Source organism: Peterkaempfera podocarpi (assembly GCF_042466665.1).
GTDB lineage: Bacteria > Actinomycetota > Actinomycetes > Streptomycetales > Streptomycetaceae > Peterkaempfera > Peterkaempfera podocarpi.
The window spans coordinates 7,497,072-7,522,621 of record NZ_CP162102.1 but is presented as its reverse complement, the minus strand read 5'-3'; the positions used below and the strand labels follow the sequence as shown (position 1 = coordinate 7,522,621).

Here is a 25,550-nt window from a genome sequence, read left to right as displayed (position 1 = left end):
CTTGGAGGCAGAAGGACCCTTTTGTCGGCGTTCCGGTCGTGGATCCCAGGGCCTCGGCGACACCTTTACTTGACGGCGTGAATCAACCTGGGCAACACTCGCCCCGCCTGACGGTCCGTTGCCACCACGTCAGGATGCGGGTGTCCCTGTCAGCGGACGTGCCCCGCCGGATACCGCCGACCCAAGGAGCGCCCGTGCGAAGACCACGAAGAATCAGCCGTCTCGGTACCGCGTTCGCCGTCCTCGCCTCGTCGCTCACCGCCATGGTCGCGTTCTCCGGCGCCGCCGCCGCGGCCTCGCCGACGCTGCCGAGCACGGAGACCGCCCGGAGCCTGTACGCCAACAACTGGGCCGACACCGCAGGCCTGTGGATGGCGCCGCAACTGGCGCAGACGGACACCAACACCCAGTACGGGCCGAGGCTCGCCGAGCTGCACTACTCGCCGAACGGCGCGCAGGCGTCGTCCGCGGTCAACCAGATCACGGACTACACCGGGTTCTTCCGCGACGAGACCCACGGGGTCAAGTACGACCAGGTGCACAACTTCGGGTCGGCCACCGGCTATCTGGACTCCGGGGGTGTGCTCCGCTCGGACTACGGTCCGTACGCCGGGTCCGCGACACCGGTCTCGATCGGCCGTGACTACGCCTTCGTCCCCAACCAGCACTTCATGGTGGTGACCTACCGGCTCACCAACCCCGGTTCCTCCGCGGTCGACATGAACATCCTCGACTCGCTCCATGTGAACAACACCGGGGCCGGCTCGGGCAAGACGGTCCATGCGACCTGGGACGCCACCCGCAACGCCGAGGTCGTCGACATGTCGGCCAGCGGCCAGTACCAGCTGGTCCTCGGCTCGTTCGGCGCCCCGACCAGCCACCAGGTGGGCGACGACACCGTCTCGGACACCGGCTCGGCCGCGGTGGCGCCCTGGTTCGCCTTCGACACCACAGGGACGCTGCCGAACAACGGCTCCGTCACCGCGGCCAATGTCGACGCCGCGCTGACCAAGCGCGTCACCGTCCCGGCCGGGCAGACCGTGACCACCTCGTTCTACCTGGCCATCGCCGACACCCAGGCCAACGCCCTGGCCGCGGCCGACACCGCCCGCGCGCAGACCGGCGACTACTGGAACAACGCCACCACCACCGCGTACACCAACTGGCTGAACGCCGGCAAGCGGGCGAGCTTCACCGACAGCGGCCTGTCCACGGCCTACGACCGGGCCCTGGTGGCGATCAAGCAGTCGCAGAACCCCACGCTGGGCACCTTCCCCGCGGCGACCAACCCGATCGCCTACGGCTACAAGACCTGGGTCCGTGACTCCGCGGTCACCGCGATGGCGCTGGACACCGCGGGACACCATGCCGAGGCGGACAAGTACTTCCGCTGGCTGGCCTCCATCCAGTACTCCGACGGGTCGTTCGGCACCACGTACGACAACTGGAGCGGGCAGCACGTCGACTTCGTCGAGCCCGAGCACGACGGGATCGGCATCTTCCTGATCGGGGCCTACCGGCACTGGCAGGAGACCGGCGACAACGCCTTCCGCGACGCACTCTGGCCGCAGATCACCAAGGCCGCGAACTTCGTCGCCGGCCACCTGGCCGGCAACGGCCTCGGCCCGGCCGACGCCTCCATCTGGGAGGAGACCCAGGAGTACAACACCTTCACCCAGTCGCTGTACATCGCCGGTCTGTGGGGAGCCGAGGCCGTCGCCCAGAGCAAGGGCGACACGGGTGACGCCGACACCTGGAGCGACACCGCCGCCTCGATCTCCACCGCGCTCCAGTCCTCCTCGCTCAACAGCCCCGCCGGTCTGTGGAACTCCCCCGACTCCTACTACAACCGTGCGGTGAACCTCGACAACACCGGCCGGACCACCGTCGACGCCTCGTCGGACATGCTGTTCGTCAGCGGCGCCGTCGACCCCTCCAGCAGCCGCGCGGCCTCCCATGTCGCCAAGGTCAAGGCGACCCTCACCCACGACGGCTACGGCGTCGCCCGCTACACCGGCGACGGGTTCTACTACAACTCGCCGTACAGCCCCGCCGGCAACGAGGCCCAGGCAGCCGAGCCCAGCTGGCCGCAGATGAGCATGTACCTCGCGCTGTACTCGCACTACACCGGGGACCAGGCCACCGCGCTGCAGGAGCTGACCTGGTACGCCTCCCGTACCGCCGTCGGCTACATGCCCCCGGGCGAGGCCGTGTCCAACGTCAGCCAGAAGCCGATCGTCTCGACCATGGTCGAGCCGGTCACCGGCGCCTGGTACGTCCTGGCCGCACTCGGATACACCGGCCAGGCCGACACCCGCAGCTACGCGCCCATCAGCAAGGCCGGGGCGCATACCGCACTCACCGTGAACGCCGGCACCACCGGCGACTGGCCGCAGTGGTCCGCCGTCCCCTACTACGTCTCGCCGATCGGCAACGAGGCGAGCGGCGACGCCGGCACCGACATCCGCAACGTCGCCGTGGCCAACGACGACAGCAACGTCTATGTGCGGATCGACAATGCCTCCGGCAGCCTCCCTGCCTACCAGGCCGCGTCGAAGTTCTCGGTCGACGTCTACGCGGGCGACTACTCCGGCAGCACCGGTACGCCCACCAGCACCTCGGCCCTGCACGGGGCGGCCCTGAGCCGGCCGGCGGCCTTCATGGTCAGCCGCACCTCGGACTCGACGGCCTACAACCACTTCCATGTGTCCGGCGGTTCCTGGGTCGACGACTCCGCCATCACCTCGGTCGTCGCTCCGCAGTGGGACCCCGCGACCGGCAGGATCGAGGTCGTCATCCCGCGCTCCGCGCTCACCAGCGGGGCGGCCGCCGACGGGTCGACCGTCCCGATCACCATCGCCCTGGCACGGCAGAACCCGACGACCCTGGCCTGGAGCGAGGACGACACGGTCAGCCTGCGCTACCGGCTGACCGGCTCCGGCACCGCGCCCGTCTACGGCAACGTCCGCTAGCCGTAACGGCACCGGCGTCGTCCGGCACTCGCAGTACCTGATCGAAGCGAGGACCCCTGATGCGGTGGAGCTCTCCGGCTCCGCACCGCACAGGGGTCCTTGTCTGCCTGCGGCCACGCCCCGGCGCCGCCCGCCCGGCCACGGTACGGTGCCTGCGAACTCCGCGAACTCCGCGAACCGTGCGGGGGCGCCGCGGGGGTTCGGCGCCGCCGGTGGCGCCGGGATCAGCTGTCGAGGTGGTCCACCAGAAGGACGAAGCCCACCACCACGACTGCCAGGACCAGCAGGAACACCGTGATGCAACCGCAGGCCCGCACCGAACCGCGGACGGCCTCACGGGCCTCGACGCGGCGACGTGCGTGCTCCTCGGTGGTCACCGGACGCAGTGCGCGCCACAGGGTGCGGGAGATCAGATAAGGGCTGGCGACGACGTAGTAGATGCAGACGGCCATGTAGTACAGCGCCTCCACCACCTGGGCGGCGAAGCCGACCACCAGCAGCACGGGGAGGAGCAGCAGGACCACGCCGGCGGACTTGCCCACGGTCCAGGCGTCCCAGCTGGGCTTCTTCACCGGCGACTGCGGAAGCCGGCGGCGACGTGCCGGGCCTGGTGCCGGGCCTGGTGCCGGGTCCGTCGTACCGTCAGCCGTCCGGGCGTCACCTGATGCCATCCCGGGAGCGTATCGGTACGCTCTCCGGCCGGCCGCACCGGACGGCCGCGCTCAGCCGGTCGACGGCCGGCCACCGCTCCCTGGCGCCGGTCCATCGGGGCGGCCTCGATGCTTGGTGACGGTCCACCGGTCCACCGGGCCGGCCGTTGCGGCCTGCCGGTCCGGGCCCGGGCAGGCCGGTGGTCCGGCTGCCGCGTCGGGTGCAGCCACCCCGGCAGACGGACCGGCGGAGGGCCGGTCCCAGGTGGTCCGAGTGCCGCACCGGCCGAAAGGCGTCCTGCCCGAGCCGGTGCGAGACTGGACCGTGCAGGCCGGCGGACGCCGTCCCACGGTGGCGGCTGCGCCTGCACACCTGCACGTCCGCCCGCCCACGACGTGCGAGTGACCGCTGAACTGCCTGAGCCGACGCGGCAGCCCAGCGGCAGCGATGGCACAAGCCGCCTTCTCCATGCCGTATCGGTCGGTACATCCGCCGGAGGCGACCGATCCGCTCCGTCCGTCCGGGCGACACCGCAGACCGCTATGCACCCTTGGAGGCTTCACCGTGTCGAGCAATGAGCCGAGGAGCGCAGGGCAGGGACAACCACGGTCCGAAGCGTGGAAGACGGCGCTGACCGTGCTGCAGACGGCCCAGCCGCCCTTCATCCCGGAGGGGGTCGAGGCGATGACCGTCCTCGTCGAGTTCCCCCCGGGCGACCCGGGCACCCCTCCGCACCGGCACTCCGGTCCCGCCTTCGGATACATGCTGGAGGGGGAGATGCTGTTCGAGCTCGAGGGTGAGCCGGAGCGTGTGATCAAGGCCGGGGAGACGTTCTGGGAACCGGGCGGCGACGTCATCCACTATCAGGACGGGAACAACCGAACCGATTCCTGGAGCCGTTTCCTGGTGACGATGATGTGCGCGCCGGGCCGGCCCATGTTGACCCTGGTCGAGGACGAGGAGCTGGACCGGCGCAGGGACCGGCGGGCTCCGCGCCCTGCCTGACGGCGGCGCGCAGCCGTACCGTCGTCCACGGCGACTCCGTCGGCACCACCGGAGCGGTCACCGCTGTCCGTGGCGGCGGCCCGGCGGCCCGGACGGCCGTCCTCTTCCTCACCGGGCGGATGCGCCGCCCGCCGGGTGGGTGTGTCAGGCGATGCCGCCGTTGGCGTACAGGACCTGGCCGTTGACCCAGCGGCCGGGGCCCGCCAGGAATGCGACGGTCTCGGCGATGTCGTCGGGAGTGCCGAGCCTTTCGAGCGGAGCTGCGGCGGCGGTCCGCTGGATCAGTTCCTCGCTCTTGCCCTCCAGATACAGCGGCGTGGCCGTCGGCCCCGGCGCCACCGCGTTCACGGTGACGTCCCTGCCGCGCATCTCCCGGGCGAGGATCAGCGTCATGGCTTCGACCGCGCCCTTGGTCGCCGCATAGCCGCCGTAGGCGGGCTGCTGCAACCGGGTCATGGAGGTGGACACATTGATCAGCGCCCCGCCCGGGCGCAGTGTGCGGGCGGCGAGCTGGGAGACCACGAAGGTGCCGCGGACATTGACGCGGTGCATGCGGTCGAACGCCTCCAGCTCCATCTCGGCCAGCGGCGCCAGCACCATGATCCCGGCGGTGTTGACCACCACGTCGACACCACCGAACGCCTCCTCGGCGGCGGCGAAGAGCCGGGCCGCCTCCGTCGGGTCGGCGATGTCTCCCGGCAGGGCGCGCGCCGTGCCGCCGGCCTCGGTGATCGCCTTCACGACCTCCTCGGCCCGCCCGGCACTGGCCGCGTAGTGGACGACGACCGACATCCCGTCAGCGGCGAGTCGGCGGGCGACCGCGCTGCCGATGCCGCCCGACCCCCCGGTGACGATCGCGACGCGCCCTGCTGCCTGCTCAACGGTGGCCATGGCGGCCTCTCTTCCGTTCCCTACGATATGTGGACTACTTGTACATTAGCAGATGTGGACGACATGTCCACATGACTGGCAGGACTGTCGGCCGGCGACCGCAGCGGGCTATGTGGACCAGGAGTACACATATGGAACGAGCCGACATCCCCGCGCCTCCCGCCCTCAAACCGGGCCGGGGCCGCCGCCGCACCGAGGACGTGCGCCGCGCCGCCCTGTCCGCGGCCGCCGAACTGCTGCTCTCCGAAGGCATGCCGGGCGTGACCTTCGCCAAGGTCGCCACCCATGCGGGCGTGAGCAAGATGACCCTCTACAAGTGGTGGTCATCGCCCGGAAGCCTCGCCTTCGAGGCGTACTTCACGGTCTTCGAGGACACTCTGGCCTTTCCGCAGACCGACGACATCAGGCGTGACCTGACCACTCAACTCCACGCATTCGTGGACCTTTTGTGCCGCAGCGGCACCGTCATGGCCGAGATCATCGGCGCCGCGCAGAGCGACTCCGACCTGGCGGCCGCACTGTCCACGCAGTACGTCCGCAAGCGCCGTCGGCTCGCTGTGGAGCGGCTTGCGCTCGCCCAGCAGTCGGGCCAGATCCGGCAGGACGTCGACCTGGAGACGATCGTCGACCAGCTCTGGGGCGCCTGCTACCACCGGCTCCTGCTCCCCGCCGAGCCGCTGGACACCGACTTCGCGGACCGGCTGATCGCCAACCTCTTCACCGGCCTCACCCCGCCCGGGGAGCACCGGCCCTAGCGACACGGACGCGACGGCCTCGGTGGAGCGTGAGGCTGGGAAACGGCCCCCGCCCTTCAACTCCCTTGCGGCGTCGACACAGTGGGGAGCGCCAGGCCGGCGCTCCTCCGCCGTGCTGCGCCCGCGCCGCGGAGCAGCAGCCCGCCCCCGGGCCTCCGCGGCTTCCCACTCGGGGCCGGACCGAACCAGGCATGCCCCGCCGCAGCCCGCTTTCTGCCCCACCCCGCTTTCTGCCCGGTCCGCGTGAGGCGGCAGCCCGCCCACAGCCCGGCCCGCCATGCATGCATCCGATACAGATCAGGGCGGCGCCGCTGCGGCACGACGGAGGGTGCAGCCCGGGTGGTTCGGAGCGCCACGGGGAGGTGTTTGACAGTTGTAGACCGGTCGTCTAGCTTCATTTAGGCGACCGGTCGACTAGTGCCGGTCGAATCCTCCCCCAGAAGAAGGTCACCATGAGCATCCAGGGACAGAAGGTCGCCGTCATCACCGGTGCGTCGCAGGGCATCGGAGCCGGCCTGGTCGCCGCCTACCGCAAGCTCGGCTACGCCGTGGTCGCCACCTCGCGCACCATCGCCGAGTCGCAGGACGACGGGGTCCTGGCCGTTCAGGGCGACATCGCGGACCCGGCCACCGCGGAGCGGGTCATCGAGGCAGGTGTGAAGCGGTTCGGCCGCATCGACACCCTCGTCAACAATGCGGGCATCTTCCTCGCCAAGCCGTTCACCGAGTACACCCCGGCCGACTACGCCGCGATAACCGGCGTCAACCTGACCGGCTTCTTCCACATCACCCAGCTCGCGATCTCCCAGATGCTGGAGCAGGGCGACGGCGGCCATGTCGTCCAGATCACCACCAGCCTGGTGGACCACGCCAGCTCCGACGTGCCCTCGGTGCTGGCCTCCCTGACCAAGGGCGGACTGCAGTCCGCCACCAAGTCCCTGGCCATCGAGTACGCCGGACGCGGTATCCGCAGCAATGCCGTCGCCCTCGGCACGATCAAGACGCCCATGCACGCCGAGGAGTACCACGAGTTCCTGGGCGCCATGCACCCCGTGGGCCGCATGGGCGAGGTCAGCGACGCCGCCGACGCCGTGGTGTACCTGGAGACCGCCCCGTTCGTCACCGGCGCCGTTCTCAGCGTCGACGGCGGTCAGAGCGCCGGCCACTGACACCGGCCGGCAGTGCCGGCACCCGCTCCCGGGCCGACGCGAAGGCCTGCACCCTTCTGAGCTGCGAAACTCAGTCCAGTTGCTAGCTTGGGTCTGACGGCTCCGCCGCGGACACCACACACAGGGAAGCTCTTCGCGTCGGCCCGAAAGCACGGTGCCCCGCAGCCGCGCTCCGGGCCATGAGGCCATCGCCCCCACCGATGGAGCTTGTCCGGCGAGGCCGACGGCAGAGGAGGCACCATGGAGATCAAGGGTTCGGTTGCCTTGGTGACGGGGGCCAACCGAGGCATCGGCAAGGCATTCGCCCGTGCACTGATCGAGCACGGCGCCGCCAAGGTCTACGCCGGTGTCCGTGATCCGGCGAGCGTGACGGATCCGGACCTCACACCGCTCCGGCTGGACATCACCGACCATGAGGGAGTCCTCGCGGCGGCCTCCGAGGCCGACGACGTCGACATCCTCATCAACAACGCGGGCGTCGGCGGCTTCGAGACCAAACTCCTGGAGGGCCCACTCGACGGGGCGCGCCAGGCCATGGAGGTCAACTACTTCGGGACCTGGGCCGTCTCCCGGGCGTTCGCCCCCGTCCTCGCCCGCAACGGCGGCGGCGCACTGGTGAACATGCTGTCGCTGGCATCCTGGGTCGGGCGTCCGGCCTTCCCGGGATATGCGGCCTCCAAGGCAGCGGTGGTGGTCACTGACCGATGCGCTGCGCCAAGGGCTTCGCGAGCAGGGCACCTTGGTGGTGGGGGTGCACGCCGGATTCGTGGAGACCGACCTCAGCGCCTGGACGGACGCGCCCAAGACCGAAGCCGGCAGTGTGGCCGAGCAGACCATGCAGGCCCTCGCCGACAACCGGGTCGAGGTGCTCGCCGACGAGGCCACCAGAAAGCTCAAGGCCGGCCTCTCCCAGCCCCTCGACGCCGAACCCCGCGGCTGAGCAGCACCCTGCCGCCGGCCCTTCGGCGATCCGGCTCGGCTGGGCGGTCCTGTCGTACGCCCGTCCCGCCGGTCGGCGCACCGCTGCCCCGCCCCTCGGGCAAGACCGAACCGCGCTCCGGCCCGGTTCCGGTCGCGGAGCCATCTGCGGGCCACCGGGCCGCGGGTGCGGCCCCGGGGGGCCCAGGAGCTGGGGGCACCATGGGGGCATCCACTAGTGCTGCCCCCGCCAACCTTTGCCCTGCCGCGACGCTCCCCCGGCCTTCGGCCGGGAGGTGCCCCCAGGCACGCACGCTCGCTGCGTTGGCCGAAAGCCCAGGTACGACCCAGTACAAGGGCTTCCGGCCGCCTTGCGATCGCACGCACCAGACGCCGCGGCGTGGGGGCACCTCCCGGCCGCCAGGCTGGGGGAAGGCAAACGTTGGCGGGGGCAGCACTAGTCGACCGGTCGTATCATGGATCCATGGGACGCACCAGTGACGCCGGGCAGAAGATCCTCACCGCCGCGCAGTCGCTCATCGAACTGCGCGGCTACTCCGCGCTCGGCGTGGCCGAGATCTGCAAGGCCGCCGGCGTACCCAAGGGCAGCTTCTACTACTTCTACGACTCCAAAGAAGCCCTCGCCCTCGCCGTCATCGACGAACACTGGACCCAGCAGCGCACCGCCTGGACCCACATCCTCACCGCCGACACCGACCCCCTCCACCGGCTACGGCAACTCTTCGAAGCCACCCAGGCCACCCAACAAGCCGGCCAGCAGACCTGCGGCACCGTCTCCGGCTGCCTCTTCGGCAACCTCACCCTGGAGATGTCCAACCAGACCGAAGCCATCCGCACCCGCCTGCAACAGATCTTCGAAGCACAGGTCGACATGGTCGACACCGTCATCACCCAAGCCCGCGAACACGGCGACATCACCCTCACCGACACCCGCGAAGCCGCCCGCTCCATCGTCGCCCAACTCGAAGGCCAAGTCCTCTTCGCCAAGCTCTACAACAACGCCCAACGCCTCGACACCCTCTGGGCCAACTGCCTCGCCCTCCTCGGCGCACACACCCCCCAGCAGACACCAGCCCCCACCCCCTGACCCCCACCACGGGCGCCGGAACGGACCGGCCCGGGCGCGAAGGCGCGCGGTTCAGGCGGCCGTCATCTCGCGCACCAGCGGCGCCACCTTGGTACCGAAGAGCTCGACGGCGCTCATCAGCGCCTCGTGCGGCAGCCCGTTCATCCCGTACTTGAGGTCGAAGCGGGTGGCTCCCAGGGTGCGGAGAGTCGTGGCGATCTTCCTCGCCACCGTTTCGGGCGATCCGACGTACAGGGCGCCGTCAGGACCCACATCGTGCTTGAAGTGCTCGAAGCTCGGGACCCGGAACCCCCGCTGCGCGGCCACCATCCGCATCGTCCGCTCATAGTGCGGCCAGAACTCCTCCACCGCCTGCTCGTCCGTCGCGGCCACATGACCCGGCGAGTGCACGCCGACCGGCCGCTCGGGCTGCCCGAACTCCTCCAGGGCCCGGCGGAAGAGTTCGGAGAAGGGGGCGAACCGTGCCGTCGGTCCGCCGATGATCGCGAGCATCAGCGAGAAGCCGTACCGTGCCGTGCGGACCACCGACTGGGGGCTGCCCCCCACGCCGATCCAGGTCGGGATCGCCCCCGACTCGCTGTGCGGGTAGACGGACAGGCCGTCCAGGCTGGGCCGGGTGGTGCCGGACCAGGAGACGGGCTTCTCCTTCAGGAGTTCGGCGAACAGCTCGACCTTCTCCTCGAAGAGGCGGTCGTACTCGCCGAGGTCGTAGCCGAAGAGCGGGAAGGACTCGGTGCTGGAACCCCTGCCGAGAATCACCTCCGCACGGCCGTTGGACACGGCGTCCAGCGTGGCGTAGCGCTGGTAGACGCGGACGGGGTCGTCCGAGCTGATCACCGTGACGCCCGAGCCGAGACGGATCCGCGAGGTGCGGGAGGCGATCGCACTCAGGACCACATCGGCGGCCGAGAGCGGCATCCAGTCGGTGTGGTGCTCGCCGATGGCGAAGTGGTCGAGTCCGACCTGGTCGGCGAGGACCCCCTCCTCGACCAGGTTGCGGATCGTCTCGCCGTGGGTCAACGGCCGGCCCTGGGCGTCATGGGTCACGTCGCCGAAGCTGTCCAGTCCGAGGGTGACCGGGGATGCGTCCACATGGGTCGCGGGATGGTTCGTCATGACAGATTCCTTGATCAGTGGACTGCGCGGACCGCCGCCTGGGCGGCTCCGCCCGCATGGGCCGGGCCACCGGCGGCGACCTACGGCAGAGCGGCTGCTCTCCCGCCACCGGGCCCCACTCGTCCCACAGCGGATGACGCCGGTCCGGCCATGGCCTCCGGGCCGTGCCGCCCGGAGGCGGCACGGCACCTCGGGGATGTACTTGCTCGGTCAAGAAAGAACGTGCGCCGCCAAGTAGACGTCCAGACTCCTTGACCTGTCAAGGAGCTACAGTGGGGGCATGCCAGCCGAGGAAGACCAGCCGCAGCCCCTCACCCCCACCGAGGAGGCATTCGTCCGCGCACTCAGCCGAGTGATGACCGCGATGCCGCGGGTGATCGAAGCCGACATGGTGGGGAACGCGGAACTTCCCCTGTCCGAGTACACGACCCTGATGCACCTCTCCGAGGCCCCGCACAGGCGGCTGCGGATGAGCCAGCTGGCGGCCCTCTGCAACCTCTCGCTCAGCGGGATGACACGGGTGGTGAGCCGTCTGGAAGAGCGGGGCCTGGTGCTGCGGGCCAAGTGCAGCGAGGACGCACGCGGCTGGAACGCCGTGCTGACCGAGTCCGGACTCGTCTGTCTGCAGGAGGCCTGGCCGGCCCATCTGGCCAGCGTGCGACGGCATGTCTTCGACGAACTCGACGGCCATGACCTGGTCCCGCTCACCGCCGCGCTCCGGCGCATCGCCACCACACCGGAGTCGGCGCCGTACGACGTCGCCCCCGAGCGACGGCACCTCTGACGTACCGCAGGGGCGGCGGATCAAGCGCCGCCGACCGGCTCCGCCAGGAGCCGCACGTCCGCACGTCCGCGCCGAGCCGGACGACGCAGGGGACAGGATCCCGTCGGGCGCACCACCGGGACGGCCGGGCTAGGCTCGGCTCGTGATCACCGCCTGGGAACCCACGATGACGGGGGTGCTGCGGCTGCCCTCAGGGCGGCTGGTCCGCGGAAGAGGGCTCAGACACCCCCTTCCGGCAGGGGATCTGCCCACCTTCGCGCTGTATCTGCTGGGTTATGAACCGCCCCCCGTGGCCTGGGAGGCCCGCTGGCTCCGCTGGCCGGACTTCTGGCTGCCGTCCGACCGCACAGCCGCCGCGGACGCGTTGCGCGAGGCATGGGTGCGCGCTGAGGACGAGCGCGTCGAGATCGCCTGCGCCGGCGGCCTCGGACGGACCGGAACTGCTCTGGCCTGCCTCGCCGTACTGGACGGGGTGCCCAGCGACAAGGCGGTCCCGTACGTCCGGGAGCACTATGCATCCCATGCCGTGGAGACACCCTGGCAACGCCGGTTTGTCTCCCGTTTCCGGCTGCCGCCCGCCCCGTGAACGTTCACCGCCGGGCATCGCACCGCCCGCGCTGAGCGCTTGCGCCCGTCCGCGCGGCGGGTTCGCCGCCCATACCCCGGACCAGTCGGCCGCGGGGCCCGGCAGCCCCGGATCAGGTGGCCGTCCGGCAGCGGCGCCGGGAAAACGCGATTGGCCGGAGCCGCTGCGACTGCCAGACTCCCGTCATGCGGATGATCGTCGAAGAGATGGCCGCCCGCCTGGCGAAGGTACCGGGCGTGGTCGGTGTGATGCTCGGCGGCAGCCGGGCACGTGGGGAGCACCGGCCGGACTCGGACTGGGATCTCGGCGTCTACTACCGCGGTCGTCCCGATCTCGCCGCCCTGCGCGCGCTGGCCGGGCCGGAGGTGGAGGTGGCCGGGCCGGGCGGCTGGGGTCCCTGGGTGAACGGTGGGGCGTGGCTGCGTGTCGACGGTGTCGCGGTGGACTGGATCCTGCGGGACCTGGACCGGGTCCAGCAGGTGTGGGGCGACTGCTGCGAGGGCCGCTACGAGGTGGGAATGCAGGCGGGTCACCCGCTGGGGTTCTGGTCGCCCTGCTATGCGGGCGAGGTGGCCCTCGGGCAGGTACTGGCCGATCCGACCGGGGAGTTGACGGATCTGCGGCGGCGGACGGCGACATACCCGGAACCGCTGCGGGAGGCACTGACGGGAGGAGTCTGGGAGGCGGAGTTCCTGGTCGACGCCGCAGCGAAGGGCACGGCACGGGCCGACACCCTGTATGTATCGCTCTGCCTCTCCCGAGCCGTCGGCGTGCTGGTGCAGGCGCTGTTCGCCAGGAGCCGGCGCTGGTGCCTCAATGAGAAGGGCGCGTTGGCTGTCGCTGAGACGCTGCCGGGGGCGCCGACCGGTTTTGGCCCGCGTGTCCGCAGCCTGCTCGGGGCGCCGGGCGAGACCGCCGAGTCGCTGACGGCCACGGTGGGCCGGGCGCAGACACTGGTCAGGGAGACCGTCACCGCACTGAGCAGCGCGGACGCGTAGCGGCGGCGCCCTGGCCGCGGCACGGTCCGGCGCTGTGACGGTCACCGCGCCATCGGGCCGGGACGGCGGGTGGGTTGCCCAGTTCATCGATGAGCTGCCGGTCGGAGAGCACGCCGAGGCCGCACTCGCGGCAGCCCTGGTCCGGTGTCCGCCGAGCGGCATCGGCGCGCCGGACGGCGGCGGGCTCCCGGCGCCCGCACTTCTGGCGGGCGCCGTCGCGGGGACGCACCGGACAGCCCTGCGCGAGATCCAACGGCGCATCATGGCCGGTGAACCGCCATCGCAGGCACGCGACGCGGTGGGCCCTGCGGTGCTCCGGGCATGCGGCATCCTCTGCTTCGGGCTCCACACAGACGCAGCCGACCAGCCCTCGCACGAGCGCCGTCCTCCCCGGTAGGCCGGGCCGCCCGCGACCCGACCCGCCACCTCGCCGTGGCTCGTCACCGCCGAGCCGTGCCCTCACCGGCCGCAGGGGCCGAGCAGGACGGCGGTGTCCCCCTCTCGCGGCGCGACCGGCGGGGCGTCGCCGGTGACGGGCAGCAGTCCGCCTCCGGAGCGGACCAGGAAGAGCAGGTCGTACCCGGCGGGAAGCGGCCCGTCCACCGGCCGCGCGGTGATCCGCTCCCCGGCCTCGTACCGCTGGTCCAGGGCGGTTCTGGTCAGCCGGGGGCCGAACAGCACTGCGCCGCCGGTGTAGGGCGCCACCGCTCCCGTACTTCCGAGGGGCGGCCTGAGCCGGTAGACCCCGCCCTCGACCCGGCTTTGCAGGATCCTCGCGGCGAGTGCGTTGAAGTCGTCCTCGGGGGTGAGCAGCAGCACCGCGGTGATGCCCTCGAGTTCGACCTCGGGACCGGTGGCGGCGGCGAGCAGCCCGCCCGGGGCCGGCTCCAACCCGGCCCGCGCGATCCGGGCGCGCTGCGCCTCGTCCCCGGCCCAGACCAGCACCTCCAGGCCGAGGGACCGCAATGTCCGTCCGAGGTCGAGTACCCAGGGTCCGCCACCGGCCAGCAGGGGCCGCGACCTGGCCACCCTGGTGACGCGCAGGCGGCGTGCCACGGGCACTGCGGTCAGGCCGTACAGCGTCACCGTGGTGACGATCACCAGGAAGGTGGTGGGGAGGATCTTCGAGGCACCGCCGATGTGCCGGGACACCAGTGCGGCCGAGAAGGTCGAGGCGGTCGACGCGGCCACGATGCCCCGGGGCGCCATCCATCCGACAAAGGCTCGCTCCCGTCGCGTCAGGTCCGTCCCGGCAGTGGCGAGGGCGGCCACCAGCGGCCGGGCGACCAGCACCAGCGCGGCGACCAGCACCAGCGCGGGGAGGACCACGTGCTGCAGCGAATGCGGACTGACGGTGGCCGAGATGGAGGTGAACAGCAGACCGACGATCACCGTCACCAGGGTCTCGAAGAAGGGGCGGCGCGCCGGGGCGTCAAACACCGGCAGGTTGGCCACCGCCAGCCCCATGACGACAGCGGCGATGAGCCCCGCCTCGTCGCGCAGCGCATTGCAGGCCGCCGCCACCGCGACCACCGCCGCCAGCTGCGCCGCCGTTCCGAGGACGGCTCCGGGCCTGAACCGGCACAGCACGAACCAGAGCAGCCCGACCCCGAGGACGCCGCCGGCCAGCCCGGTCCCGAGGCTGGCCAGGAACCGTGCCAACCTGGCGCCTGGACCACCGTGCGTGCTCGCCAGGATCGCGTGGAAGACCAGCGCGCCCAGCACACCGCCGACAGGGTCGATCAGCGTCCCCTCCCAGCCCAGGATTCTGTGGAGCCGGCCGGTGGGCCGGACGAAGTTGAGCAGGGGGTCGACGACCGTGGGACCGGAGACCACCAGGACCGCTCCGAGCATCAGCGCGGCGGAGCCGGACATCCCCAGCAGGGGCATCGCAAGGAAGGCGGCGGACAGGCAGGTGAAGGGGACGCCGAGCCAGAGGAGCCTGGTCACGGCGGTACGGGTGTGCCCCTTGAGCTCGCTCAGGTCCAGATTGAGCCCCGAGTCGTAGAGGATCACCGCGACGGACAGCGACACCAGTGGTGAGAAGGCCGGTCCCAGCAGATGCTGGGGGTCGATCCGGCCGGTGAGCGCTCCGACGGTGAATCCGACGGGCAGCAGGACGATGATCGCCGGGATGCGCAGCCGGGCGGCCAGGAGCTGCGAGCCGACCGCGAGGGCGAGCGTCAGTCCCACGCCGGTCTCGATCTGTTCCGTCGTCACGCTTTCACCAGGATGTCCGGGGTGCCGGGGCCTCGGCCGGCGACAGGGGGTGCGCCTTCGGGGGCGGCCGGGAGGCGGCCCGACACCATCTGCTGACACCGGTGCCCGCTGCTTGCCTCCCGGCCCGTGCTGATGGTCACCCATGACCACACCACCGTCGGCGAGGCTCGGCACGCCGGAGAACGCCCTGCTAGCCCGACCGTGAGCAGCTGTCCGGCCAACGGCGTAGTGGAGGCGAGCCGTTCAGCGCTTCCGACGGGCGTCCACCCACCGCCAGATGACGCGCTGGCTCCTCAGGGTGCCCGTCCCGATCACGATCAGGACGACGATGTTCAGCAGCAGCTGGTAGAGGGAGCCCAGCGCCTGCTCCCACTGCTCGAAGGCGATGCAGACGCCCATGTCGGCGGCGGCGGGGATGGTGGTGACCGAGATGAACACCCCGAGCAGTGCGCTCGCTCGGGCCTCGGTCAGCGAGACGATCCCCACGATCCCCGCGAGCACCGCCACCACCAGCGAGTAGAAGTCCGGGGTGTCGATCAGATGGGACACCGGCCTGACGCCCAGCCGGAAGGCCTCCGGCTCCAGCTGGAATCCGCGCACCAGGAGGGAGAAGAGGCAGGTGGCGGCGACGGCCGACAGAAATCCTCCGGCCAGCGCGAGCAGGCCCTGCTTGATTCTCCCCCGGGAGCCGCGGTCCAGACCCAGTGCGACGCTGGTGATGGCGCCGTACTCCGGGCCGACGACCATGGCCGCGACGATGAGGATCTGGGAGTTGGTGAGGATGCCCACCGAGCCGATGAGGCCGGCGATCACCAGATAGAGGTAGAAGCTGGGGGGATATCTGCCCTCGGCCCGGATGCGCGCCTCGACCTGCTCCCAGATCGGCGCCCCTGCCATCACCCCGAGTTCCCTGGCCCCGGCCTCGGCCACCCGCTCGGAGAACATCATGTCGACCGGCTCGATGACGATGCAGCCGCGCCGGTCCAGCTCCAGCTGCCGCAGTCCGCGCAGCACCCCGTTGGCGGCCCCGGTCAGCACATCGCACTCGATGGCGTGGCCGTCCGGGTTGTGCACCCGCCCCGGCCGCAGGATCAGATTGAAGACGCAGGGGTTGCCGGTGAGGGCCGCCATGACCCGCTCGGTGAGTTCCGGCGGGCTCACCGCACGGACGTGGACCAGGTCCATCCACACCTCCTTCCGTAGGTCGTGTGCCCCCCGGTCGGCGCAGAGGCACCGGGTCGGGCCGGTCGGTGACCGTCGAACGGCCGGACCCGTCGGTGCACGCTCGGCGGCATCGCAGCCATCGATGACTCTCCGCCCCGCACCGGCCGCACCCTCGTCGGAGCCGGAGCCGGAGCCGGAGCCGGAGCCGGAGCCGGGGCCGGAGCCGGAGCCCGAGTCGGAGCCGGAGCCGGAGCCGGAGCCGGAGCCGGGTCAGGCCGGCCCCGGCCGGGCCTGCCGCGCGAGGTCCGGCGGGTCACCGTCGCACCAGGGCTGCCCGGTGGGCGTCACTGCGTCGCGATGACGATGCAGCGCCGCAGTTCCTCGACGGCCTCGGGGGCGCCGTCGACGGTGACGCCGCCCGGCTCCCCGGTGCCCTCCCGGTTCCACAGCCAGCGCAGTACGGCCGTCGGCAGGCCGCTCACCGTCACATCGGACGGCTCGTCGCCGCTGTCCTCGACGGCGAAAAGGCCGGGGCCGGTCCGCACCCGCCACTGCGCGTGGTCGGCCCGCACGGTGTACGTCCGGCCGGGGGAGTCGGCCAGGACGGCGGTGAAGGAGTCGCCCCACTCGGCGACGCTGTACGCCGCAAAGACCCTGAGGAGTTCGTCGATGCCGTCCTCGGCGAGGTCGGCGGGGACGGGCCCCACCCGCTGCCCGGCGCCGAGTTCGGCGTCGATGCGGTGTATGACCGTCTCCTGGGCCATCCGCCGGACCCAGAACCCCACCGTCCGGTCCGGGGTGTACCAGGAGCCCGCCGGGTCCTCCGGCCTGCGGGTGGCGAACTCCTCGACGAGTTCGGCGTACGCCCGGTCGAGCAGCGCGAGCGGGTCCTCGTCCGCGAGCTCCTTGGGCGGCCACGGGTCGGGCTCGGCACCCTCGCGCATGGCAGCGGTCTTGTGCAGATAGACCTCGCCGACATGACGGGCCAGGTCGGCGAGGGTCCAGCCGGGACAGCTGGGCACCGGCGCACCGGGATCGACCGGCACGACGGCTCGCAGCCGGGCGAAGTCGGCCGCGAGGCAGTCGAGGAATCGGGAATACTCCATGCCTGACAGTTCAGCACATGTCCGCGGTCCGTCCAGCCGGTCCGGCGGGGCTGCCGCACCCGGATGCGGCAGGCCTCGACCCGATGGGGTGAGCCGGTGGGCGGGGAGCATGGCGCCCGCCCGGACGAGCCGCGTCCTGGCTCGGATTGCCGGGGGAGGGCGGGTTCAGCCGGCCTGGCTGCTGTCCTTGAAGCTCCCCCAGCCGTGCCAGCGGTCGATCTCGATCCAGGCGCTCACCCGGGCGCGGTCGCGCTGCCGGTAGGCCTTTCCGATGTAGTGCTCGGAGAGCCGGTCGATGTCGGCCAGGCCCTTGTCGTCGTGCATCTCCGCAACCCGTCCGATGAGGGTGACATGGGTGTACCAGTCACCCTCGTCGAGCACGGTGAGGGTCACCCTGGGGTCGTTGCGCAGATGGTCGAGCCGCTTGCGGCCCTCGTCCATGTTGACCAGCACCCGGCCCTCGTCCCAGAGGTACCAGGTGGGGGTGGAGACGGGCTGCCCGTCGGACCGCAGCGTCGCGATGACGGCGGGGTTGGGTCGCCTGAGCATGGCTACCGCGGTCTCGGGAAGCGGCGGATTCGACATGGGTCCTCGTCCTCGCTGTGCTGGTGTGCGGCCTCCGCAGCGGCGGGTGGCGGAACGCGGTTTCACGGTGCCACATCCGGGCTGCCGTGTCCCGCACCGACCGGGCGGGGCGCGTCGGGCGATCAAGGTCCCGGTCCAGGTCATGGCGGCGGCCGGGTCCCGCCGTTGCCCTGTCGGGCACCGGCGGGAACCGGCCGTTGTGGAGAGAGCGCGTGGGCCCGGGCGGCTGCCCGGGCCCGTTGTCACCCGCGCTGCCAGACGCCCCGGTCGCCACGCATCGAGGGCGGGACGAGCAGGCGCGGCCGGTTGAACAGGATGATGCCCAGGTGCAGCCCGACCGAGAGCACCAGTGCGGCCAGCGAGACCAGGAAGCAGACCGCCGCGACGGTGCCGGCGCCCGAGCTGTCGGACGACTGCCCCCCGAGGACCAGTCCGGAGAGGACGGTGGTCCCCACGAAGAACCCGGACGCGGTCAGGGGCAGGGCGCCCCGCACCATTCCGCGCCGGGTCTCCGAGCTCACCGGCCAGGCGGTGAACCCCAGGACCATCTTCTGCACCGTGCGCTCGTCGCCGCGCCAGACCTTCGGCAGCCGCCAGCAGGAGTCGCGAACGCACCGACGAGAAAGCACAGCGCGAGTATGAGTCCCAGGGACACCGGCACACCTTCCTAGAACCAGCTCTTGATGCTGTGGATGACATGGCTGACGGGCTTGCTGTTGATGGCGTTGTTGATGATGTTGGTCACCGGCACGCTGGCAATGGCACCGGCGGCTCCCCCGATCACACCGCCGACCACTGTACCGACACCGGGTTCGATCATGGTCCCGATGGCGGCGCCCCATTCCGCGCCCTCGGCTGCCATGGCATAGCTGGTCGCGGTGTCCGCCACGCCGGCGGCTCCGGCGCGGACCGCACTTCCGGTCTTGCTGTAGTGCAGATCTCGTGCCGTGTCGTACTCGGCCCAGGTGGACAACCCCGCGCCCACGCCGACCATCGCCTTGCCCGAGGCCCGCCAGAGCGGGTTGTCCGCGAACTTGGAGAGGTTGTTGATCTTGCTGTTGTTGGCGGCCTTGATCTTGTCCTTGAGGGTCCAGTAGTCGGGCGCGTTCTTGTGCAGCCCCTTCTTCGCCAGCAGCAGGTCGCCCTTGTACTTGTCGAAGAGGTCGATCGCCGTGTTCGGCATCCCGTTCAGGCCGCCGAGCCCGACCAGCAGGCCGTTGAGCGCGTTGCAGCCGCCCTCCTGGGCGCCGGCGCTGTTGCCGCAGAGTCCCGGTCCCGACCAGCCGGCGGTGATGTCCGAGAGGAAGGACACGGTCTTGCTCCACAGCCCGTGCCACCAGGCGCGTGGTGTCGGTACCGTCCGTTTCACCTGCGGCTTGGGCACGAAGGGACCGTACTTGGGCCTGCCGCCGCCCTTGCTGCCGCCACCGGAGGAGTGGGTGCCGCGGCCGCGTCCGTACCGCACCGCCGTGGCCACGGCCAGCACCACGATGACCGCGATGATGATGCTCACCACAAAGGAGATCAGACCGAAGATGCTCCAGCTGGTGCCCGCGGGGTCGGACTGGTTGACCGGGTTGTCACCGGCGTAGGAGTAGCCGTTGAGCTCCTGCGGGCTGGTGGCCTCGAAGAGCGGGTCCAGACTGATGAAGCGTCCGGTGTCCGGATCGTACTGACGGGCCCCGAGTATCGACAGACCGGTCGCCGCGTCGTTGGGCGCGTCCAGGAAGCCGCGGTTGTCGGCCCAGCTGACGCTGTTGCCCCGGGTGGCTCCGTACGGGGTGAACTGGCGCCAGGTCGGCAGTTGTGCGGTGGAGTCCAGCATCAGGCCGTTGGTGCCGTGCTGGTCGCCGAACTCGAAGTCGTAGTCGCTGGTCCCACCGGTGGTGCTGGCGCGGACGGCGGTGCCGCCGCCCGGCAGCGGGTAGTACCGGTCACCCGTGAGGCCGCCGGTGTTGTTGTCCAGGACGATCTGCTCGCCGGGCAGGTAGAGGGTGGTGGTCTTGGGGTCCTTCTCCAGCAGCACGCTGCCGTCCGGCCCGTAGACATAGCTGCTGTCGCCCGCGGTGCCGCCGGTGATGTCGGTGAGCCGTCCGGCGTCGTCCCAGGCCAGGGTCTGGGCGCCCTGGCCGGGGGTGGTCCGGCTGGTCATGTCGCCGGCGGAGTCGTAGCCGTAGCTGGTGGCGCCGCCGGATCCGCCGGAGGTGGAGGTCAGGGTGTGGGGCTGGTTCTTGCCGTTCCCGTCGTAGCCGTAGGAGGTGGTGGTGTCGGCGCCGCCGGAGGTGGAGTGGTCGGTCTGGGTCTGGCGGTTGCCGAGCGGGTCGAGGAGCCAGCTGGTCCAGTACGCCCCGCCCGGCACACTGTCACCGATCATGCTGTGGTTGAGCGCGGTGGGCGCCAGGGCGCAGGAGTCCGTGGCGGTCCAGGCCTGGGTGAGCCGGTCGATCTGGTCGTACTGGTAGCACTGGGTCTCGTCGGGCGTGGCGGCCCCGAGCCTGGTGTCGGTCTGCCTGGTGATGTTGCCGGCCAGGTCGTAGTCGTAGCTGACCTCGTCGACCTTGCTGGGCGCTGCGGTGGACCGGGTGATCAGCTGGTCCGTCAGGCTGTCGGTGTGCTGGTCGTAGGTGTTGGTGAGGTACGCGAGGCTGGTGCCGGAGCCCAGGGTCTCCTGCTGGACCCGGCCGTATGCGTCGTACGAGGTCGACTGCGCATAGCCGTTGGTGCCGCCCAGGCCGTTGGGCAGGTCCAGGGCCGTGGTGTAGCTGTGGCCGACGGTCTCCTGCGGCAGGCCGGCCGCGCTGGAGTAGGTGTCGCGGAAGGGCAGGCCGGTGGTGGAGGTGAAAGTGTGGCTGAAGGTGTACGTGCCGGCCAGCGCTCCGGTGTCGGCGGTCGCCGGGATGGTGACCGTCTCCCCCACGGAGGCGCCGTAGACGTTGAAGCCCTTGTCCTGGGTCCTGTACGCCGCGCCTCCGGTGCCGCCGACGTAGGACGTCGAGGTGGTGGTCTTGCCGACCGGGTTGGTCATCCCCGGCACGGCGTTGTCGCTGTTGTCGTAGACCCAGGACGCGATCTCGTTGCCGGCGGACTGGCTGTCCGACGGCGCGGTGAACTCGGCGGTCTTGCGGCCGAGCGCGTCATAGGTGTAGCTGACCGACTTCCCGCGGGAGTCGGTGGTCTGCAGCACGTTCCCCGAGAGGTCGTAGTGCGAGACGCTGTGTCCCGCGTCGGGGTCCACCTTGTCGGTGACGCGGCCGAGCAGGTCGAAGGTGTTGGTCCAGGTCTGGCCGCCGGCCTGCACGGTGTTCTGGTTGCCGTGCGCGTCGAAGCCGTAGCGGGTCGCCTGGGTGCTGCCGCCGGTGACGGTGAAGACTCCGGTGAAGGTGTCGGCGGGAGTGTGCAGGGTGGGCGCGTCGGTGTACTCGTCCAGCTCGCTGGTGCGGCCCATGGCGTCGGCCACCGTCGTCTTGGTGACACCGCCGGTCGGCGCGATCACCGTGGTGCGGTCGCCGTTGTAGACGGTGGTGGTGCGGGAGATCTCGACGTTGTCCTTCTCGGACTGGTCGATGACCACCCGGCCCTGGCCGTCATAGCTGAGGTAGTCCTGGTCGGGTACCTGGTCGTGCAGGTCGGCGGCGGTGACCAGGGTGGTGTTGGGCGCGGTCGCCGAGTCCCACCAGCCGTTGTAGGTGGCCGACTTCCAGCCGTGCGAGTCGTAGAAGGTGTCGCTGACCATCCGGCCGCCCTGCGGCGTCGGGTCCTGGGTCTGCCGGACCCTCAGCATAGCGTCGTAGATCTCGGTGGAGGTCCGGTAGCCGCCGCTGTCGTTGAGCTTGTTGGTGGTGACGGCGGTGATCCCGGTGCCGGAGACCTGGTACGCATAGGTGTAGTCGGCCGGGCCGCTGGTGGGCCTGGAGGCCAGCCACAGCCCGGTGGCGCGGCCCAGCGTGTCGTAGTGGGTGACCGTCTTCACGCCGTTGGCGTCGGTGGTGCCCACCGTGAGGCCGCGGGCCGGGTCGAGGGTGGTCGTCGAGCTCTGGCTCAGGGTGTTGGTGACCGTCGACCCGGTCGGGTTGCCCGCGCTGTCCGCGCTCCAGGTGGTACGGGTGCGGATGCCCGCCGGGGTCGCCGAGGCGTCGCCGGGCCTGGGCGCCCAGGAGTCGGTGGGACGGCCGGCGGAGTCGAAGACCTGGGCCGCGGTGGTCTGCCAGGTCAGCGCGCCGCCGCTGGCGCCGGTGGCCTTCTGGCTGATGGAGGCGTCGCCCTTGGTGGGGGCGGTGGTCTGCGGGAAGACGGGGCCGGCCGGCTGCGGCCAGGTCGCGGCTCCGGTCGGGTCGTCGTAGAAGGTCCGGGTGGCCGAGATGACCTGGTCGGGACGGTTGACGGAGGCGGGGGCGGTGAGGGTGTTCACCGAGCCGGGGACGCTGGCGGTGCTGCCCTCGGTGAAGCCCCCGCAGGCGACCGCGTCACCCTCGGTGCCCGAGACCAGTCCGGCCAGGTTGAGGCTGGTGTTGGCCTTGGCGTAGGTGGTGGTGTCGCACTGGTCGTAGGCGGGGTCGGCCGGCACCGTGTGCGTGTAGACGGCGGTGGTCAGGCCGAAGGTGGCGCTGGCGGTGTCGTCGTCGTAGGAGGTGTCGGTCTCGTTGACGCGCCACTTGGTGGTGCCGTCGGCGGTGAGCGCCTGCCGGGACCAGACCTCGACCGGGGCGACCGTGTTGGCCGTCAGGTCGGGCAGTCCGGTGCGGGTGCGGGTGGCGGTCGCCGGGGAGACCCAGAAGGAGCTGATGGCGGAGTTGTCGACGGCGCCGCCGTCGCCCCGGTAGACGGTGGCCTCCAGGGCCTTGCCGGCGAGCAGGTTGTTGTCGTCGTGCCTGCCGCCCTGGGAGTCGGTCAGGTCCACCGCGGTGGTGCTGTTGTCCCGCGACATGCCCTGGTAGTAGACCGTCTCCGACTCGGTCCGCGGGTCGTTGACGCCGTCACCGGTGAAGGTCTGCACGTCCTGGTAGCCGCGCCACTGCCCGTAGGTCCGGTACTTGGCCTTGACCAGCTCGTTGTCGTCGTAGTGCCAGGCCGGGCCGGAGTACTCGTAGGAGGTGGTCTGCTGCGGGGCACCGCCGGTGGGGTCGGTCTGGGTGACCTTCTGCACCGCCCACTTGTTGAACCAGTCCTGGATCGGAGCCGTGTAGAACTCCGGTGTCCAGTAGACCGGGTAGCACGAGGAGGTGTTGGCGGACGGAGTGGTCTTCACCGGTGCCGTGCAGGGGTCGGTGAGCAGGTACTGCACACCGGTGACCGAGCCTGACTCACTGGTGATGGAGTTGACCCGGAAGCGGTACAGCGGCGGCAGTCCGTCATGGGTGGTGTCGACCCGGTTCTGCAGGTCCACCGCCCCGAAGGTCACCGCGGGGAGCTTGGTGTCGGTGGTGGAACCGCCGCCCAGCTGGTCGCTTCCGGTCCGGGTGATGGAGTCCAGCCACAGCGTCGCATTGCCGTCGCCGGCGACCGGCATGGTCTCGTTCAGCGCCCAGGAGTCCACCGTCTTGTAGGCCGAGGCGGCCGGGGAGTACTGCTGGGTGGTGATCCCGGTCAGCCGGACCGTGGAGAACATCGACGGGGCGTGCTGGCTGCACGAGGTGGTGGAGGTGCACACCAGGTCGTACGGGACGTCGGGCCAGTTGGCCTTGGTGGTGGAGCTCAGCGGGGAGCAGCTGCTCGCACCCAGCACACAGCGGTCGCCGGTGGTGAAGAGCACCTTGTCCGGGACGGTGCCGTAGGCGCCGCCGTCGGTGAAGCCGTAGTCGACATGGTCCAGGTGGGAGTCGCGGACATAGGACACCGGGGTGGTGGCGTTGCCCGCCCCGTACTTGTTGGTGTCCTGCTTGTAGTAGTACGCCATGGCGTTGCCGTGGAGGTCCTTGACGTAGTCGAGGTTCCAGCGGTACGCCATCGTGCAGTACGAGGTCGAGAAGGTCGACTTGTAGCAGGGGTCGCCGGAGTGTGCGGCGTACACCCGCTGCGAATCGACGGAGTTGGTGGTGGTCTTGCCGGAGGCCCAGCCGGGCAGCTCGTTGCGGCCGAAGGAGTAGACCGCGCCGTCGCGGGTGGTGACGGTCCAGTAGTCGGTGTTGTAGGTGCCCGATCCGTTGCCGGAGTCGGTGACGTGCTTGACCACCTCACCGTTGTCGTCGGTCGGGGTGTAGGTCTGCTTGGCGGCGTCGTACACCAGGGAGTTGGACGAGCCGTTCAGCGACAGGGTGAGGATCTCCCCGTCCCAGCACTCGTCGGAGGTGGACGTCGGTGCGTCCTTGCCCTCCGGCTGGTCCGAGCAGGGGATGTAGGAGCGCTCGATGTACGACTGCGGGGTCGACCAGCCGTCGCCCACCCAGGAGGACTGCGCCTGGACGGCGGAGGTCTGGCCGTCGACCGAGCCGGAGTCGTAGCCGAGCTCGATCTTGGGGACCAGGTCGGAGACGGCGGGCGGGGTGACGATCGGGTAGCTGTAGGTGAACGAGCCGTTGGAGCTGCCACCGGACCAACTGCCCGACGGGCTCAGCGTGGTGGCGCTGTAGTTGCCCGACGGGCCGCCGCCGTCACCGCCGCCGGTGCCGCTGACCGCGGCCAGCACCATCACCTCGGCGGCCGGCGACGCCGTGGCCGTGCTCAGCGACCGGGCCGCGGCGGTCCCGGCCGCGGCGGGGGTGGCCGCGGCGGGCGCGGTGAGCGGGACGTTCGCCGAGAGGGTCTTGGCCCCGGCGTTGTTCCTGGACGCCAGCGGGGTCTGGGTGCGGCACTCGGCGAGCTGGGGGGTGGTCAGAGCGCAGGCGGGGAGGCGCACCAGGTGCAGACGGCCGCCGTAGCCGGCTCCGTAGGCCTGGGCGAAGCCGGAGTAGTCCAGGCTCAGCTGCGCGGAGCCGGAGCCCTTGCGGGTGCCGCCCGGGGTCACCGAGAGCAGCACCCCGTCCACGCCCGCCTTGGAGGCTGCGCTCTGCGGCTGGACCGCGACGTCCACCGCGGCGGGACCGGCGTAGGCACCGCGCCGGGGGCGGACGGCCCGTACCGAGACCGGGACGGAGGTGGACCCGGCCGCCACGGCCGGCGCACCGTCAGCGCCCTGCACCGGCAGGGCTGCCGAGGCCGGCTGCGGGAAGCGCACAGCGGTGGGGTGGTAGGTCCTGGTCGCCGCCGAGTGCGGCTTGCCGGTGCGGGTCTGCACCGACCGTACGTCCTTGACCGACGGCGTTTTCGCTGTCTGAGGCGCCGCGGCGACCTCTTGGCCGGGTCTGGACGCCGCGGTGGACGGCGCCACCGCGACCACCAGTGAACCCGCACAGACGACCGCGATCCATGCGGCCCTCGCTGCGGCGCGCCTGCGGCGCGCTCCGACTTCCCGTCCCATAAGGCGGATCCCACTCCCCCAAAGCCAGCCGCGCGAAAACGCGCAGGGATGCACAGGACCGGCGCATGCCTCAGCGGCAGCACTCCGGACGGGCCCCACCCTCACATGTCCGGCTGCCATGGACGGGTC

The 25,550-nt window shown here is 71.0% G+C and carries 17 protein-coding genes and 1 pseudogene; 9 read left to right on the top strand and 9 right to left on the bottom strand.

Annotated elements, in window-relative coordinates:
- Positions 1–194: 194 nt before the first annotated feature.
- Positions 195–2,972: a glycoside hydrolase family 15 protein gene (locus tag AB0761_RS32970; protein ID WP_377272903.1), complete on the top strand. Its 2,778-nt coding sequence runs from the start codon at positions 195–197 to the stop codon at positions 2,970–2,972.
- A 224-nt stretch (positions 2,973–3,196) separates the two neighbouring features.
- Here the strand turns inward: AB0761_RS32970 and AB0761_RS32965 are convergent, their stop codons facing one another.
- Positions 3,197–3,544, bottom strand: a complete 348-nt coding sequence (locus AB0761_RS32965) for a hypothetical protein (RefSeq protein WP_377272902.1) — start codon at positions 3,542–3,544, stop codon at positions 3,197–3,199.
- Between the two features lie 643 nt (positions 3,545–4,187).
- Between AB0761_RS32965 and AB0761_RS32960 the strand changes: the two genes are divergently transcribed.
- Positions 4,188–4,628 (top strand): cupin domain-containing protein, encoded by a 441-nt coding sequence (locus AB0761_RS32960; RefSeq protein WP_377272901.1) that lies wholly within the window; start codon positions 4,188–4,190, stop codon positions 4,626–4,628.
- A gap of 144 nt (positions 4,629–4,772) precedes the next feature.
- Here AB0761_RS32960 and AB0761_RS32955 read toward each other — a convergent pair whose 3' ends face one another.
- Positions 4,773–5,519 carry an SDR family oxidoreductase gene (locus tag AB0761_RS32955; protein ID WP_377272900.1) on the bottom strand — a complete coding sequence of 249 codons (747 nt, stop codon included), beginning with the start codon at positions 5,517–5,519 and terminating at the stop codon, positions 4,773–4,775.
- Positions 5,520–5,650: 131 nt separating this feature from the next.
- Between AB0761_RS32955 and AB0761_RS32950 the strand changes: the two genes are divergently transcribed.
- The 4 genes and pseudogenes from AB0761_RS32950 to AB0761_RS32935 all read left to right on the top strand — a co-directional run bounded on the left by AB0761_RS32950 (position 5,651) and on the right by AB0761_RS32935 (position 9,469).
- Positions 5,651–6,274, top strand: a complete 624-nt coding sequence (locus AB0761_RS32950; protein ID WP_377272899.1) for a TetR-like C-terminal domain-containing protein — start codon at positions 5,651–5,653, stop codon at positions 6,272–6,274.
- Positions 6,275–6,726: 452 nt separating this feature from the next.
- Complete coding sequence (locus AB0761_RS32945; RefSeq protein WP_377272898.1) at positions 6,727–7,443, top strand: SDR family NAD(P)-dependent oxidoreductase; 717 nt, start codon at positions 6,727–6,729, stop codon at positions 7,441–7,443.
- A gap of 240 nt (positions 7,444–7,683) precedes the next feature.
- A pseudogene (locus AB0761_RS32940) lies at positions 7,684–8,383 on the top strand (SDR family oxidoreductase).
- Between the two features lie 462 nt (positions 8,384–8,845).
- Positions 8,846–9,469 (top strand): TetR/AcrR family transcriptional regulator, encoded by a 624-nt coding sequence (locus AB0761_RS32935; RefSeq protein WP_377272897.1) that lies wholly within the window; start codon positions 8,846–8,848, stop codon positions 9,467–9,469.
- A gap of 51 nt (positions 9,470–9,520) precedes the next feature.
- Here AB0761_RS32935 and AB0761_RS32930 read toward each other — a convergent pair whose 3' ends face one another.
- The gene (locus AB0761_RS32930; RefSeq protein ID WP_377272896.1) at positions 9,521–10,585 is read right to left on the bottom strand and encodes an LLM class flavin-dependent oxidoreductase; all 1,065 of its coding nucleotides are present in this window, start codon (positions 10,583–10,585) and stop codon (positions 9,521–9,523) included.
- 280 nt (positions 10,586–10,865) lie between these two features.
- Here AB0761_RS32930 and AB0761_RS32925 point away from each other — a divergent pair, with 280 nt between their 5' ends.
- The 3 genes from AB0761_RS32925 (at position 10,866) to AB0761_RS32915 (ending at position 12,953) form a co-directional block, all read left to right on the top strand.
- On the top strand, positions 10,866–11,369 hold the full coding sequence (locus AB0761_RS32925; RefSeq protein WP_377272894.1) for a MarR family winged helix-turn-helix transcriptional regulator: 504 nt from the start codon (positions 10,866–10,868) through the stop codon (positions 11,367–11,369).
- 142 nt (positions 11,370–11,511) lie between these two features.
- A complete protein-coding gene (locus AB0761_RS32920) occupies positions 11,512–11,955 on the top strand; it encodes a protein-tyrosine phosphatase family protein (protein ID WP_377272893.1) in 444 nt (147 codons plus the stop codon).
- 185 nt (positions 11,956–12,140) lie between these two features.
- Positions 12,141–12,953 (top strand): nucleotidyltransferase domain-containing protein, encoded by an 813-nt coding sequence (locus AB0761_RS32915; protein ID WP_377272891.1) that lies wholly within the window; start codon positions 12,141–12,143, stop codon positions 12,951–12,953.
- A gap of 459 nt (positions 12,954–13,412) precedes the next feature.
- On the opposite strand, the gene AB0761_RS32910 is transcribed toward AB0761_RS32915, so the two are convergent.
- The 6 genes from AB0761_RS32910 to AB0761_RS32885 all read right to left on the bottom strand — a co-directional run bounded on the left by AB0761_RS32910 (position 13,413) and on the right by AB0761_RS32885 (position 25,238).
- On the bottom strand, positions 13,413–15,173 hold the full coding sequence (locus AB0761_RS32910; RefSeq protein WP_377272890.1) for a cation:proton antiporter: 1,761 nt from the start codon (positions 15,171–15,173) through the stop codon (positions 13,413–13,415).
- A 243-nt stretch (positions 15,174–15,416) separates the two neighbouring features.
- A complete protein-coding gene (locus AB0761_RS32905; protein ID WP_377272889.1) occupies positions 15,417–16,358 on the bottom strand; it encodes a DUF389 domain-containing protein in 942 nt (313 codons plus the stop codon).
- A gap of 323 nt (positions 16,359–16,681) precedes the next feature.
- Positions 16,682–17,443 carry a maleylpyruvate isomerase family mycothiol-dependent enzyme gene (locus AB0761_RS32900; RefSeq protein WP_377272888.1) on the bottom strand — a complete coding sequence of 254 codons (762 nt, stop codon included), beginning with the start codon at positions 17,441–17,443 and terminating at the stop codon, positions 16,682–16,684.
- A gap of 165 nt (positions 17,444–17,608) precedes the next feature.
- Positions 17,609–18,028, bottom strand: coding sequence for a PPOX class F420-dependent oxidoreductase (locus AB0761_RS32895; RefSeq protein ID WP_377272887.1), 420 nt, complete (start codon positions 18,026–18,028; stop codon positions 17,609–17,611).
- 242 nt (positions 18,029–18,270) lie between these two features.
- On the bottom strand, positions 18,271–18,657 hold the full coding sequence (locus AB0761_RS32890; protein ID WP_377272886.1) for a hypothetical protein: 387 nt from the start codon (positions 18,655–18,657) through the stop codon (positions 18,271–18,273).
- Positions 18,658–18,695: 38 nt separating this feature from the next.
- A complete protein-coding gene (locus AB0761_RS32885; protein ID WP_377272885.1) occupies positions 18,696–25,238 on the bottom strand; it encodes an RHS repeat-associated core domain-containing protein in 6,543 nt (2,180 codons plus the stop codon).
- Positions 25,239–25,550 lie beyond the last annotated feature (312 nt).

What these genes read in the sequence shown, in the direction of transcription:
- AB0761_RS32955 (WP_377272900.1), bottom strand. Translation starts at nt 5,519, where the DNA reads ATGGCCACCGTTGAGCAGGCAGCAGGGCGCGTCGCGATCGTCACCGGG.
- AB0761_RS32950 (WP_377272899.1), top strand. Translation starts at nt 5,651, where the DNA reads ATGGAACGAGCCGACATCCCCGCGCCTCCCGCCCTCAAACCGGGCCGG.
- AB0761_RS32945 (WP_377272898.1), top strand. Translation starts at nt 6,727, where the DNA reads ATGAGCATCCAGGGACAGAAGGTCGCCGTCATCACCGGTGCGTCGCAG.
- AB0761_RS32935 (WP_377272897.1), top strand. Translation starts at nt 8,846, where the DNA reads ATGGGACGCACCAGTGACGCCGGGCAGAAGATCCTCACCGCCGCGCAG.
- AB0761_RS32930 (WP_377272896.1), bottom strand. Translation starts at nt 10,585, where the DNA reads ATGACGAACCATCCCGCGACCCATGTGGACGCATCCCCGGTCACCCTC.
- AB0761_RS32925 (WP_377272894.1), top strand. Translation starts at nt 10,866, where the DNA reads ATGCCAGCCGAGGAAGACCAGCCGCAGCCCCTCACCCCCACCGAGGAG.
- AB0761_RS32915 (WP_377272891.1), top strand. Translation starts at nt 12,141, where the DNA reads ATGCGGATGATCGTCGAAGAGATGGCCGCCCGCCTGGCGAAGGTACCG.
- AB0761_RS32905 (WP_377272889.1), bottom strand. Translation starts at nt 16,358, where the DNA reads ATGGACCTGGTCCACGTCCGTGCGGTGAGCCCGCCGGAACTCACCGAG.
- AB0761_RS32900 (WP_377272888.1), bottom strand. Translation starts at nt 17,443, where the DNA reads ATGGAGTATTCCCGATTCCTCGACTGCCTCGCGGCCGACTTCGCCCGG.
- AB0761_RS32895 (WP_377272887.1), bottom strand. Translation starts at nt 18,028, where the DNA reads ATGTCGAATCCGCCGCTTCCCGAGACCGCGGTAGCCATGCTCAGGCGA.